This is a genomic window from Nocardia sp. NPDC049707 (genome assembly GCF_040674855.1).
In the GTDB taxonomy this organism is placed as follows: domain Bacteria; phylum Actinomycetota; class Actinomycetes; order Mycobacteriales; family Mycobacteriaceae; genus Nocardia.
This window is the reverse complement of sequence record NZ_JBFANN010000041.1, coordinates 1-12,769: the sequence shown is the minus strand read 5'-3', so window position 1 is coordinate 12,769 and position 12,769 is coordinate 1. Positions and strand designations below refer to the sequence as shown.

Sequence of the window (12,769 nt, the reverse complement as noted above, 5' to 3'; positions counted from 1 at the left end):
CCTGTAGGGTCTGGATCTCGTGGTGGAAAGTAGCGTCCGCGCCCCGCGGGACGTGTACAAATGGGGCATCATTACCGCGCTCGGGGTGATCGCGGGATATGTTGCGGTACTGCTGGCCAATGTCCGGCATTTCTACACCGACGACACGGAATCCCAGTACGCCCCGTTATGGGTGATGCTCGGGCGACAGTTGCGCGACGGACATTTCCCCGCGCTGGTCCCCGAGCATTGGATGGCGGGCAATTACACGATCGAAGAGGCGGGTCTGCTCAATCCGCCGCAGCTGCTGATCGATCTGATCGCGCCTTCGGTCGACAATCTCGCGCTCTACGCCACCGTGGTCAAGTTGATCTTCGCGATCATCCTCGGCCTCGGCGTGTTCCGGATCTGCGTGGTGTACGGCGCGAAACCGGCCTGGGCCGCGGTGGCGGGCGTGTCGATTCCGTTCAGCGGATGGCTGCTGTTCTTCGACGAGGCCAGTTGGTTCACCGCATTCACCGGTACCGCGTGGATGGTGCACGCCTGGGCCTCCGGCGTCCGGTACGCGCGTGGACACAGCGGGCCGATTCCGACTTTCATCTTTCTGTATCTGGCGATTTCGGTGCAGTACATCTTCCCGGCTGTCGAAGCCGGGCTGATGATCGGTGCGGTCGTCATCGGTGAACTCGTCTATCAGAAGACGTGGCGACCCGCGGTCCGGTTGCTGACCGTGGCCGGGTTCGCGGCTCTGGCCGGACTGGCCACTTACCTGCCGAGCATGCTCTCGGCGAAGGTGACCTGGCGCGGCACGTCCCAGATCAATAACGACCAGTTCCTGACCGTGCCGTGGTCGGAATCGCTCAATGCCAGCCTGCCCACCGCGATGCCCGCCTTCACCTCCTGGTGGGGCTACATCCAACCGCTGCCGGTGGTCTACATCGCCTGGTTCCTGATTCCCGCGCTGGCCTTCATCGATTGGCATAAGGCGCGCGATGGCGTCCGCGAGCTCACCGCACCCGCGCTCTTCGCGATCATGGCCTTGATGTGGACTGCGGGGCCGGGCACCATCGGCCCGCTGCGCTGGCCCGCCCGGGTGCTGCCGATGGTGGCGCTCGGCCTGCTGGTGCTGGTGTGTGTGCTGCTCGGGCGCTACGCCACCTTCGCGGATTGGCGGCGGCGCGGTATCGCCGGTGCGCTGCTGATCGGCTTGCTGCTCGCGCGGACCTTCTCGGCCGATCCACACCGCATCGGCTGGCATCTGGTCTCGGCGGCCGCCGTGGCCGCGCTCGGTGCCGCGGTAGTGTGGCTTGGACGGAACCGGGGCACGGGCGTGGCCTGCGCGCTGGCGATTGTCGCGGTGTTCCCGATCGCGTTCCTACAGGTGAATATGGTGCAGCCGACGCCGATGAGCTGGAACCTGCCGGAGAACCGGGCGGAGATGAAGGGCGCGTTTCCGAAGTTCCCCGGCACCACACTGCAACTCGCCGATCGCGGATTGATCCAGCCCAACGAGCGCACGCTGCAGGGTGCGTATGGATCACTTGTCTTCGGTAACTACGCCAAGGACCTCGAGCTGACCTACGTCAGCGGCTACACCCCGAACGGGCACTACTGGTTCGGCGACATGCTCTGCATGCGCTGGGATACCAGCGTTTGCCCGGATGCCTATCGCCGTGCGTTCGCGACCGAACCGACGACCGGTCGGACCATTGTCGACCTGATGAAGGTCGACCGGGTGGTGCTGCAGCGCGCGCTGTATCCAGACGCGCGCAACCAACCCGCGCCGCCCGGCTGGCAGTGGGTCGACTACCCGGGCCACGAACGCTACATTTCGGTGCTCGAGCGCGAGAACGGGCTGTTGTCCACGCAGAACGGCCGAGTCGCCGACACCAACGGCGTGACCGCCACGTCGGTTTCGGAATCGGATATGACCAGCCGGGTGCGGGTGAATTCGGAGAGCGGTGGCCAGATCGTCTTCGCGCGACTCGGCTGGCCGGGCTACCGGGCGACCTTGAACGGCAAGAACATCCCGATCAAGGTGGTCGCGAAGCTCTTCGTGACGGTTGATATTCCGGCCGGGACGAAGAACGGTGACCTGGTGTTGAGCTGGCGTCCGCCGGGCTGGAAGATCGGCGGTGCGACCGCGGTGCTCGGACTGGCCGGATTGGGTGTGCTGCAGTGGCTGTATTTGCGCGCTCGGCGGCGCGAGGACGAACCCGCCGAGCTGGGAACCGGGGATGCGGTGACGGAGGAACCGGCGACGGCCGAACCCGACCTGGCAGACGCGGTCCGGTGACCGCGGGGCCGGCGAATTCGGTGAATGCGGATGATCCGGCGCGCGTGGAGTCGGTCGCGCCGCGCGCCGATGATCCGCCCGGCGCCCCGGCAACTGCGGCGCAGCCCGCCGAGTCCGAGAACCCGGGACCGCTGCTGCGCATTGTCAAGCGCCAGGAGTTGGCATTCGCGGTGGTCGGCGGGGTGAATACCGCGCTGGGCATGGGCTTGACCGTCATGTGGTTGGCGATCCTCGGCGCGAGCATGCCGCCCGCGGTCGCGGTGGTACTGGCCTACGCCATCAGCATCGTGATCGCCTTCGTCCTGCACCGGACACTGGTATTCCGGGTGCGGGGCCACCTGGTGCGCGATTTCATCCGGTTCGTCGGGGTGAATTCCGGTGGGCTGCTGATGAATATGGCGCTGCTGTCGCTGGCCGTCTCGGTGCTGCATCTGCCGAGCAAGCCGTCGGCGGTCGTGGTGATGGGATTGGTCGCGGTCGCCAGCTATTTCGGCCATCGCTACATCTCGTTCCGGCGGGAACCGGTGGCACAGCCGCGGTCCGGTTCGGGTGCGCAACGGCTCTAGGCGCCGGGTAAGTTATCCATCATGCCGGAAGAAACCGCCTTGGACGCCACACTGTTGAGCCTGCTCGCCTGCCCGCAGGACAAGGGTCCGTTGCTGTTGGTCCGCGACGACAAGGGCGCCACCGTGCTCTACAACCCGCGCCTGCGCCGCGCCTACCCGATCGAAAACGGCATTCCGGTGCTGTTGATCGACGAGGCCCGCGATATCACCGACGCCGAGCACGCCGCGTTCACCGGTCAGCACGCCGACGCCTGAGCAGTCATCCGCTCGGTGGCGCACAATAGCCTGCGCTACCGCGAATTACGGTGCGGGAGTATCGATTTCACCGGTGAGATAACGCTGGAGCGTGGGGGCGACGGCCGCGACGATTTCGGGAATCGGCATCGAGGCCAGTGGTTCGATCTCCAGGATTTTGCGCGCGACCAGCACGCCGATCATCTGGGTACCCACCAACGCGACCCGGGCGCGGCCGTCATCCTCGGGTTTCGCGATCCGCATCCGTACCCGCTCCAGCACGACATCCAGGACAAACGTCCTGGCCAGCGCGGTATCGCCGCCCGCGATAATGCTGCGCACCACCGCGACCACCCCGGGACCTGCGGGGGAGTCCCACACCGCGAGCACCGCGCCGAGGATGGTTTCGCCGAGCCGATCCAGCGGCGCCGCCTCGATCCGGCGCAGCGTGACCTCCGGATCGACCGGAAGTTCGACCACCGCGGCGAACAGCTGCTGTTTGGTCCCGAAGTAGTGGTGGACCAGCGCAGGATCGACCCCGGCATCGGCGGCGACCGCGCGAATCGAGGTCTTGTCGAATCCGATCTCAGCGAAGCGGGCGCGGGCCGCCGCGAGGATCTCCTCGCGGGCGCCGGATCGACCCGGTCGGCGACCGGAGCGGATGCCCCGGTCGCCGTTGGTCGTCGGGTCCTGCGCGATCGGGTCCTCGGTCGTCATGCGGTCCGCCGTCGTAGCGTGGCCGCGCCAAGGCAGAGCGCGACAATCGCGAATCCGGCAACAATCGCCAGGTCACGCAGCATCTGACCGGTGACGTTCGCATTCGTCGAAACCTGTTGCAGCGCATCGACCGCGTAGCTCAACGGCATCACATTGCTGATCGCCTCCAGCCAGCCGGGCAACTGTCCGCGCGGAACAAGTAAGCCGCACAGGAAGATCTGCGGTGCGACCACCACCGGCATGAACTGCACAGCTTGGAATTCGGTGCGCGCGAAGGCACTTGCCAAGAGTCCGAGTGCGACGCCGCAGATCGCGTCGACCATGGCGATCACCACCACCCAGACCGGACTGCCCGCCGAATGGAGGCCGAGCAGACCGAAGGAGACCACACAGGCCACCGCCGCCTGCGCCGCCGCGGCCAACGAGAAGGCGGTGCCGTATCCGGCGAGCAGATCGAGCTTCGACAGTGGAGTGGTCAGCAGCCGCTCCAAGGTGCCGGAGGTGCGTTCCCGCTGCATGGCGATCGCGGTGATCAGGAACATCACGATGAACGGCAGGATGCCGAGCATGCTGATGCCGACGCGATCGAAGATCGGCACCGGGTTGAACGGATTGGGCGGGGCGTCCTTGTAGATGAAGTAGAGCAGCGCCATCAGGACTGCGGGAACCACGAGAATCATTGCGACAGTGCGGTGGTCGTTGCGCAGTTGACGCAGGATGCGTCCGGTCGTCGCGGCGTAGGGGCGCAGTGTCGGCGTCCGGCGGCGGGGTACGAGGGTGGTAGTCATGCCGCACGTCCCATCGTGATCAGCGCGAGGAAGGCTTGTTCGAGGTTCTGCTCACCGGTCTCGGTGCGCAGTTCGTCCGGGCTGAGTTGGGCGAGTAGGTCGCCCTCGCGCAGCAGGAGCAGTTTGTCGCAGTGCTCGGCCTCGTCCATCACATGGCTGGAGACCAGCAATGTCGTTCCGTTCGCGGCCAATTCGTGGAACTGCTTCCACAGGTCGACCCGCAGTACCGGATCCAGGCCGACCGTCGGCTCGTCCAGGATCAGCACCTCCGGCTGTGCGACCAAGGCGCAGGCCAGCGAGGCGCGGGTCTCCTGGCCGCCCGAGAGTTCATCGCCGCGCTGATGCGCCTGATCCAACAGGCCGACCGCGGCGATGGCCTCATCGGTGTCGTCGCGATCGCGGCCATAGAGCGCGGCGTAATAGGCGACGTTCTCGCGCACGCTGATATCGCGGTAGATGCTCGGTGTCTGGGTCACGTAGCCGATTCGATGCCGCAATTCCGGCGAGCCCGCGGGCAATCCGAGCGCGGAGATCTCGCCGGACGCCACGATCTGGGTGCCGACGATGCTGCGCATGAGCGTGGTCTTGCCGCATCCGGACGGTCCGAGTAGTCCGGTAAGGGATCCGCGCGGGATGGTCACCGAGATGTTGTGTAGGACTTCGCGGCCGCCGCGACGCACGGTGAGGTTGCGAACCTCGACGGCGTGGGATGAGTGCAGGTCCGTCATGGGACGCCTCAATTCATCGAGTGTTGAATTCACTATGTGATGAATTTAGTGCGCTCGGGTCCTCGGGACAAGACCCCTCAGTGGTGATGTGCCGGTGTTCCCGCCGACTGACCGGGCTCGACGACGACAAACTGGCCCATCATGCCCAGGTCCTCATGCCAGAGCAGGTGGCAGTGATACATGTACGGCGAGTTCGGATCGGCCGGTCCGTCGAACCGCATGGCGAGCTTCGCGGTGGTATTCGGCGGCAGGAATATGGTGTCCTTCGGTCCGGTCAGCGCATCGGCCGGTGGTGCGCCATTCAGTTCGAGGACTCGGAACTGCACATCATGAATGTGGAAGTTGTGCGGCATGCCGTCGTTGTTGTGCACCACCCAGGTTTCGGCGGTGCCCCGGGTGACCGTCAGATCTATCCGATCCATCGCCATCGGACTGCCGTTTATGCCACTCAGATCCAGTTCGAAGCTCCGCTCGCGCACCGAATCGGAGCCATCCGGCGTGGATGGATGTGCCAGTGCCGCGGGCAATTCCGGCGATGGCCGCAATGTCGCTGCTGCCCGCAGTTCGAGAATGTCGAAGCTGTCGTCACCGCCCGCGAATCGCTGCGTCCAGAAGTCCAGTCCCGCATCGAGTTTCGTGCTGCGCAGCACGGTGCGTTCGCCAGGGCGCACGCGAACCACGATCTCGGCGCGTTCGCCCGGCGACAACCGCACCCGATCCAGCGCGACCGGATGTGCCAGCAGTCCGCCGTCGGTGCCGACCAGCGCGAAGTGGCGATCGTCGGCGAATCCGAAGGTGTAGACCCGCGCCGTCGAAGCATTGAGCAACCGCAATCGCACCAGTTCATCGCCGACATCCCGATACGGCGTGAGGGTTCCGTTCACCATGGTCCGGTCGCCGAGGAACCCGACGTCACGGAAGATGCCGTGCGACGAATCGAGCTGATCACCACGGAATTTCACATCCTGGACGATGACCGGCAGATCATCGACGCCATAGTTCTTCGGCAGTGAAAGTCCTTCGGACACTTCGTCATCGACGAGGAACAGCCCCGCGAGCCCACGTCGGACGTGTTGTTCGGTCGCACCGTGCGGATGCGGGTGGTACCAGAGCGTGGCGGCCGGCTGGTCCACGGTCCAATGCGGTGTCCAGATGCTACCGGCCTGCACCATCTGGTGTGGCCCGCCGTCCATCGCCGCGGGTAAATGCATTCCGTGCCAGTGCACGGTCGACTGCTCCGAAAGCTTGTTCCGGACTTCGACTTCTACCTTTTCCCCACGCCGCGCCCGCAGTGTCGGTCCGAGATAGTCCCCGTTGAAGCCCCAGGTCTGCGTCGCCTGCCCGGCCCGGAATTCCCTTTGCCCCGACCGCATTTCGAGATCGAAGACGCGCGTGCCATCCGCTCGCACCCGGGACTGCGCCAGCGGCGGAATCGCGAGCTCGTTACCGAATTCGCCACTGCCGACCGTGGATACGGTCGCACTGCGATACACCCATGTGACGCATCCGCCAACCGATATCGACAACACCGTCGCGACTGCCGCGACAACCAAGAGCAACCGCCGCAACCATCGTGGCCGGGAAACCGAAGACATGCCTCAGACGGTAGGGACGACCGGGCCACGACCACATCCGGGAGCGTCCCCATTTCACCCCTGATCCGGCGTGTGCCTCACGTCACATCGTGCGACTGTCACGTCCGATGGGGGTGCTTTGTCGGATGGTCGTCACCAACCAAAAAACCAGCCCGGGTGACACCGACCATGGGAGCAATCATGAGTACAGCATCGTGTAGCGATTCGATGAGGAGTGGTGGGCCGACCGCGCATCGGATCGTCGTACTCGGCGCGGGCTACACCGGCATGTTGGCCGCCGTCCGACTGGCCCGGCGGACCCGCAAACTCGATGTCGAGATCACCCTCGTCAACCCGTCGGCCCGCTTCACCGAGCGGCTGCGCATGCACCAGATCGCCACGGGACAGGAGTTGGCCGATAACCGGATCCCGGAGATCCTGGCTGGTTCGGGCGTCGAATTCATCCAGGGCTGGGCGACTTCCATCGATCCCGATGCCCAGCGGGTCTACGTCGACGGCACCGGCACACTGCACTACGACGAGCTGATCTACGCGCTCGGCAGCGGCACCGACACCAGCATCGTGCCCGGCGCCGCCGATCACGCCTGGACCCTGAACGATCCGCGCACCGCGCACCGCTTCTCCGAACACCTCGCGGTGGTCGCGGCCGATGCCGGCACCGTCGCGGTCTGCGGCGCCGGTCTGACCGGTATCGAGGCGGCCGCTGAAATCGCCGAGAGTTACCCGGGCGCGCGCGTCACGCTGATCAGCAGCACCGAACCAGGCGCGATGATGGGCGATAAAGCCCGTGCCTACCTGAACAGGGCGCTCGATCGGCTCGGCGTCGTCCGCGCGGTCGGCCAGGCGGTCACCAAGGTGCTGCCGGATGCGGTCGAACTCGCCGACGGCGAACTGGTTTCGGCCGATCTGACCCTGTGGACCACCGGCGTCCGCGTCTCACCGCTGGCCGCGCAGTCGGGCATCGAAACCGATGCGCGCGGGCTCATCGTGGTCGATCCGACCTTGCGGTCGGTTTCGCATCCGAACATCCACGCCATCGGCGATGCCGCCGCGGTGCGCCAGGCTTGGGGCCAGATCCACGGCACCTGCCAGTCCGGCATGCCGACCGCTGCGTACACCGCCGACACCATCGCGCGACGGCTGAAGGGCAAGACCGTCAAGCCGTTTCGGTTCGGCTACGTCCACCAGCCGGTCAGCCTGGGCCGCAAGGATGCGGTTATCCAGTTCACCAAGGCCGACGACGCGCCGGGCCGGCTCTACCTGACCGGACGCGCCGCCGTGCTGTACAAGGAGGGCGTGAGCAGCAGCCCGGTGCCGATCTTCGAGCTCAGCAAGAAGATGACGGTTTCGGTCCAGCTGTCCAAGGGCGGCAAGGCTACGCGTGTTACCGCATGAGCGCACAAAATCTGCCGCTTGCCGAGAAAATCATCGACGGGCGGTAGATTCGCTTTCGCAACGTAGGTGCACACCTGACTTGTATCGCCCGAAAATTCGGGGAGGCGGATGAGCATGGTCGACGCTACGCCCGCGCAGGACCCATTCATCGAACACCGGCGGCTGCTCTTTGCCACCGCCTACCGGATGCTGGGCACCGTCACCGATGCCGAGGACATGCTCCAGGACACCTGGCTGAAATGGAATGAAACCGATCAGTCGACAGTCCAGCATCCCAAGTCCTATCTGGTGCGCACGGTCACCAATCTGTCGTTGAACCGGCTCACCTCAGCCAAGGCCAAGCGCGAAACCTATATCGGCCCGTGGCTGCCCGAACCTCTGTTGACTTCACCGAATATCGCCGAGGAGACCGAGTTGGCCGACACCGTCTCCACCGCCATGCTGGTGGTCCTGGAGACCTTGAGTCCGGTGGAGCGCGCGGTCTTCCTGCTGCGCGAGGTCTTCGGCTTCAGCCACGCCGAAATCGCCGACACCCTCGATAGGCCGGAAGCCACCGTGCGACAGATCGCGCATCGAGCCCGCTCTCATGTGCAGTCCCGCCGTCCGCGCTTCGATACCGATAAGGCCGAGCGCGCCCACATCACCGAACAGTTCATGGCTGCGTGCGCCGGTGGCGATCTCAATGCGCTGATGGATCTGCTTGCTCCCGATGTCACCTCGTGGTCCGATGGCGGCGGTGTGGTCACCGCGGCCCGCCGTCCGCTGTACGGACCGGATCATGTGGCCCGCTGGGTTCTCGGTGTCCTGGCCAAGCCGTCGGTCGCGGGCATCGTCCTCGAGCCCGCGCATATCAATGGGGAACTCGGTGCGCTGGCGCGCATCGATGGAAATCCGGTGGCGACGTTCACCTACGACATCATCGATGGCCATATCCACAACCTGCGCTTCCAGGTGAACCCGAGCAAGCTCGCGGGGCTCTATATGGGGACCGACGTGCTCGGGTAACCACCCGTGACCAGACCGCGGAACGAACGTCGACAGCGGACAGGTACTTCGGGATCGATGACGACCGCGGTGCGCAAGCGCTTGCGGCGGTCCCGGATCGGGAACGCTCATGTCCTGCGGTGCTCGCCTACGGCTACGCGCTCTACCCCGCTGCTGATCGGCATCACCGTCGCCACGGCGGGCAGCACTATGACCATCGCGCACGCCGCCCCCTTCGCCGCTGCCTCCACGTTCTCGGCTGGCGTCGCACGGTATCTCTTCGGCCAATTCTGTTTCCGGCTCGCCCCTGCTCTGCAACGCCCGTGGTCGCGACAGCTCGCCGCCGTGGCGGTGGCCGCGACGATCCCGATCGGTATCGCGTGGGTCGCCTGGGCACAGCTGGCGGTGTTGCTCGCGGTCGACTATGCCGCGGTGATCATCGACGACCTGGTCACGCTGCACTCGGACCAGCACAGTCACTACGTCTGACTTTCGGGAACAATGGTGAGTTGTGCGTAATGAGGAACTCGCGGTCGAACCGCCCGCCGCGGCTTGCCGATTGCTCGGCTCGACGCTGTGGTCCGGACCGGTGGGCGTGCGAATCGTCGAGGTCGAGGCCTATGGCGGCGATCCCGCCGGACCATGGCCGGATCCGGCATCGCATTCCGGACGCGGGCGGACCAAGCGCAATGCGGTGATGTTCGGGCCCGCCGGAGTGCTCTACGTCTACCTCAGCTACGGCACGCATAGGTGTGTGAACGTGACCAGCGGTCCGGACGGCACAGCGAGTGCCGTACTCATCCGGTCGGGCGAGGTGATCGCCGGGTTGGCGACGGCGAGGGAGCGGCGGTCAGCGGTCCACACCGATGCCGATTTGGCAAGGGGCCCTGGGAATCTCGGCAGCGCGCTCGGAATCACGCTGAGCGACTACGGAACGCCGCTGTTCGATCCGGCCTCGCCGATCCAGTTGCAGCTGAACGGCGCGATCGACCCCGCCGAGATTTCCAGCGGACCGCGCGTCGGGGTCAGCAGTGCGGCGGATGTGCCGTGGCGATTCTGGCTCGCATCGCCGGCTGTCTCGGTCTACCGGCGCAGCCCGCGTGCCCCGATCGAGGCGGTATAACTCCAGGCCACAAAAGTTCGGGGTCAGCGATGAGTTTTTCCGGCGGCGTCCGTCCTATCTGTTGAACGCGCTCCACCCGGCGCAACCGACCCGAAGGAAAGACAGATGGCTGCCATCGTCCCCACCGCTCCGTTCAACGCCGCCCACCGCCCCGGCAAGAAGACGAATATCGCGCTCTGGACCGTGCAGATCGTGCTCACGCTGTTCTTCATCATCGCCTCCAGCGCCCCGAAGTTGCTCGGCGCGCATGCCGCAGTCGAATCCTTCGACACGATCGGTTGGGGCCAGTGGTTCCGCTACTTCACCGGAGTGGTCGAACTCGCCGGCGGCATCGGCCTGCTGGTGCCGCGCCTGACCGGGCCCGCGGCCGTCGGCCTGGCCATCACCACGGTCTGCGCCGCGCTGACCCAGATCTTCCTGCTCGGCGCCCCCGCGCTCGCGCCCTTCCCGCTGGTACTCGCCGTGGTGTTCGTTTGGATCGCCTGGCAGCGTCGCGACAGCATCATCGCGGCGCGGGAGCTGCTGGCTCGCTGAACATCTGTATAACGCACACGATCGGCAGACCGCGGTCTGCCGATCGTTGTCGCGTTCACCGAAAATGGTTCGCCCTGCGTGGCGACACTGAGGGGCATGCTGGTCGCGGGGACCGGTGCGGAAAGATGGGACAGCGTGAGCGGCGACATCATCGACGAACTGACCTGGCGCGGACTGATCGCGCAGTCCACCGACCTGGACGCCCTGCGCGCGGCGGCAGCCGCCGGGCCGCTGACCCTCTATGCCGGTTTCGATCCCACCGCGGCCAGCCTGCACGCCGGCCATCTGGTCCCGCTGCTAGCGCTGAAGCGGTTCCAGCGCGCGGGCCATCGCCCGATCGTGCTGGCCGGCGGAGCCACCGGACTCATCGGCGACCCGCGCGACGTGGGCGAGCGCACCATGAATTCGACCGATACCGTCGCCGAATGGTCGGTCCGGATCCGCTCGCAGCTCGAGCGCTTCGTCGACCTCGACGACTCACCCACCGGCGCCATCATCGCCAACAACATGGACTGGACCGGCCAGCTGTCGACCGTCGACTTCCTGCGCGATATCGGCAAGCACTTCTCGGTCAACGTCATGCTGGCCCGCGACACCATCAAGCGCCGCTTGGATGGCGAGGGCATCTCCTACACCGAATTCAGCTACATGCTGCTGCAGGCCAATGACTACCTGCAGCTGCGCCGCAACTACGGCTGCACACTGCAGGTCGGTGGTTCGGATCAGTGGGGCAACATCATCGCGGGTGTCGAGCTGAACCGGCGCGTCGATGGTGCTTCGGTACACGCGTTGACCGTACCGCTCGTCACCTCGGCCGACGGCAAGAAATTCGGCAAGTCGACCGGCGGCGGCAGCCTGTGGCTCGATCCGGAAATGACCAGCCCGTACGCCTGGTACCAGTACTTCGTGAATACCGCCGACGCCGATGTTGTTCGGTACCTGCGCTGGTTCACCTTCCTGTCCCGCGAGGAGTTGGCCGAGCTGGAGACGGCCACCGCCGAGCGTCCGCACGCACGGGAAGCCCAGCGCAAGCTGGCCGAGGAAATGACGAATCTGGTGCACGGCGAGGCGAACACCCGGGCCGTGCAGTTGGCAAGTCAAGCCTTGTTCGGCCGTGCGGATCTGCGCGAACTCGATGAGCCGACGCTCGCGGCAGCCCTGCGCGAAGCCGCGGTCGATGGCACAGTCGCCGAGGTCGGTGTGGGTGAATCGAGCACGATCGTCGATCTGCTGGTCGCCGCCGGACTGTCGGAGAGCCGCGGTGCCGCACGTCGCGCGGTGAACGAAGGTGGGGCGTCGGTGAACAACGAGCGGATCTCGGATCTGGAATGGACGCCCGCCGATGCCGACTACCTGCACGGACGGTGGTTGGTGCTGCGCCGCGGTAAGCGGAACTTCGCGGGTGTTCTGCGGGCGGGCGCATAAAGATCACGTGGCTCGGGTCACATTCGGGTGGCCCGAGCCCGTTTTCGGGGGTCTCGAATGGCCTCTGACCTGCGAAATCACATGTGTGTAGTGCGGATTTGACTCGACGTTCTCCGCCGCGTAACTTTATCCAAGTCAGAGCGACACGGACACCGACCCGGAGCCGAACGGCCTGGGAAACGAGGTAGGACGAGGAGCGCCTGACGATCAGCATTGCCGGATCGAACGAGCAGACTTGACTCTGCCCGGTCGGTTGGCTAAGATAGCACAGTTGCCTCAACAAGCCCCCTGAGAGAATCTGGGGTCAAGTTGTGTGCGTGTGTTCTTTGAGAACTCAATAGTGTGTCGATGAATGTCAGTGCCAAATATTTTTGGTTCCGGCCTCTCATACCCCCCGTGTGTTGG

The 12,769-nt window shown here is 65.5% G+C and carries 13 protein-coding genes; 9 read left to right on the top strand and 4 right to left on the bottom strand.

What is annotated here, in order from left to right; translation table 11 throughout:
* The first annotated feature begins 52 nt into the window (after window positions 1-52).
* The 3 genes from AB0J29_RS28635 (at window position 53) to AB0J29_RS28625 (ending at window position 3,096) form a co-directional block, all read left to right on the top strand.
* Entirely contained in the window at window positions 53-2,275 is a 2,223-nt protein-coding gene (locus AB0J29_RS28635) for a hypothetical protein (protein ID WP_364793100.1), read from the top strand.
* A gap of 131 nt (window positions 2,276-2,406) precedes the next feature.
* A complete protein-coding gene (locus tag AB0J29_RS28630) occupies window positions 2,407-2,841 on the top strand; it encodes a GtrA family protein (protein ID WP_364793097.1) in 435 nt (144 codons plus the stop codon).
* 21 nt (window positions 2,842-2,862) lie between these two features.
* Window positions 2,863-3,096: a Trm112 family protein gene (locus AB0J29_RS28625; protein ID WP_364792943.1), complete on the top strand. Its 234-nt coding sequence runs from the start codon at window positions 2,863-2,865 to the stop codon at window positions 3,094-3,096.
* Between the two features lie 45 nt (window positions 3,097-3,141).
* Here AB0J29_RS28625 and AB0J29_RS28620 read toward each other — a convergent pair whose 3' ends face one another.
* From AB0J29_RS28620 to AB0J29_RS28605, 4 genes are all read right to left on the bottom strand, one after another.
* The gene (locus AB0J29_RS28620; RefSeq protein WP_364792940.1) at window positions 3,142-3,792 is read right to left on the bottom strand and encodes a TetR family transcriptional regulator; all 651 of its coding nucleotides are present in this window, start codon (window positions 3,790-3,792) and stop codon (window positions 3,142-3,144) included.
* Window positions 3,789-4,580 carry an ABC transporter permease gene (locus AB0J29_RS28615; RefSeq protein WP_364792937.1) on the bottom strand — a complete coding sequence of 264 codons (792 nt, stop codon included), beginning with the start codon at window positions 4,578-4,580 and terminating at the stop codon, window positions 3,789-3,791. Before AB0J29_RS28615 ends, AB0J29_RS28620 begins: the two co-directional genes overlap by 4 nt.
* The gene (locus AB0J29_RS28610; protein WP_364792935.1) at window positions 4,577-5,308 is read right to left on the bottom strand and encodes an ABC transporter ATP-binding protein; all 732 of its coding nucleotides are present in this window, start codon (window positions 5,306-5,308) and stop codon (window positions 4,577-4,579) included. The genes AB0J29_RS28615 and AB0J29_RS28610 overlap by 4 nt, the downstream gene beginning before the upstream one ends.
* 77 nt (window positions 5,309-5,385) lie before the next feature.
* Window positions 5,386-6,903, bottom strand: a complete 1,518-nt coding sequence (locus tag AB0J29_RS28605; RefSeq protein ID WP_364792933.1) for a multicopper oxidase domain-containing protein — start codon at window positions 6,901-6,903, stop codon at window positions 5,386-5,388.
* A 180-nt stretch (window positions 6,904-7,083) separates the two neighbouring features.
* Between AB0J29_RS28605 and AB0J29_RS28600 the strand changes: the two genes are divergently transcribed.
* The 6 genes from AB0J29_RS28600 (at window position 7,084) to tyrS (ending at window position 12,364) form a co-directional block, all read left to right on the top strand.
* The gene (locus AB0J29_RS28600; protein WP_364792930.1) at window positions 7,084-8,298 is read left to right on the top strand and encodes an FAD-dependent oxidoreductase; all 1,215 of its coding nucleotides are present in this window, start codon (window positions 7,084-7,086) and stop codon (window positions 8,296-8,298) included.
* A 108-nt stretch (window positions 8,299-8,406) separates the two neighbouring features.
* Window positions 8,407-9,303, top strand: a complete 897-nt coding sequence (locus AB0J29_RS28595; RefSeq protein WP_364792927.1) for an RNA polymerase sigma-70 factor — start codon at window positions 8,407-8,409, stop codon at window positions 9,301-9,303.
* Between the two features lie 57 nt (window positions 9,304-9,360).
* Window positions 9,361-9,771: a hypothetical protein gene (locus tag AB0J29_RS28590; protein ID WP_364792924.1), complete on the top strand. Its 411-nt coding sequence runs from the start codon at window positions 9,361-9,363 to the stop codon at window positions 9,769-9,771.
* Window positions 9,772-9,793: 22 nt separating this feature from the next.
* Window positions 9,794-10,405 carry a DNA-3-methyladenine glycosylase gene (locus AB0J29_RS28585; protein WP_364792921.1) on the top strand — a complete coding sequence of 204 codons (612 nt, stop codon included), beginning with the start codon at window positions 9,794-9,796 and terminating at the stop codon, window positions 10,403-10,405.
* A gap of 105 nt (window positions 10,406-10,510) precedes the next feature.
* Window positions 10,511-10,939, top strand: coding sequence for a DoxX family protein (locus AB0J29_RS28580; RefSeq protein WP_364792918.1), 429 nt, complete (start codon window positions 10,511-10,513; stop codon window positions 10,937-10,939).
* Window positions 10,940-11,074: 135 nt separating this feature from the next.
* Entirely contained in the window at window positions 11,075-12,364 is a 1,290-nt protein-coding gene (tyrS, locus tag AB0J29_RS28575; RefSeq protein ID WP_364793094.1) for a tyrosine--tRNA ligase, read from the top strand.
* The last annotated feature ends 405 nt before the right edge of the window (window positions 12,365-12,769 follow it).

Coding starts and splice junctions, on each gene's coding strand:
- AB0J29_RS28595 (WP_364792927.1), top strand. CDS start 8,407: ATGAGCATGGTCGACGCTACGCCCGCGCAGGACCCATTCATCGAACAC.
- AB0J29_RS28590 (WP_364792924.1), top strand. CDS start 9,361: ATGACGACCGCGGTGCGCAAGCGCTTGCGGCGGTCCCGGATCGGGAAC.
- AB0J29_RS28625 (WP_364792943.1), top strand. CDS start 2,863: ATGCCGGAAGAAACCGCCTTGGACGCCACACTGTTGAGCCTGCTCGCC.
- AB0J29_RS28580 (WP_364792918.1), top strand. CDS start 10,511: ATGGCTGCCATCGTCCCCACCGCTCCGTTCAACGCCGCCCACCGCCCC.
- AB0J29_RS28605 (WP_364792933.1), bottom strand. CDS start 6,903: ATGTCTTCGGTTTCCCGGCCACGATGGTTGCGGCGGTTGCTCTTGGTT.
- AB0J29_RS28600 (WP_364792930.1), top strand. CDS start 7,084: ATGAGTACAGCATCGTGTAGCGATTCGATGAGGAGTGGTGGGCCGACC.
- AB0J29_RS28615 (WP_364792937.1), bottom strand. CDS start 4,580: ATGACTACCACCCTCGTACCCCGCCGCCGGACGCCGACACTGCGCCCC.
- AB0J29_RS28610 (WP_364792935.1), bottom strand. CDS start 5,308: ATGACGGACCTGCACTCATCCCACGCCGTCGAGGTTCGCAACCTCACC.
- AB0J29_RS28620 (WP_364792940.1), bottom strand. CDS start 3,792: ATGACGACCGAGGACCCGATCGCGCAGGACCCGACGACCAACGGCGAC.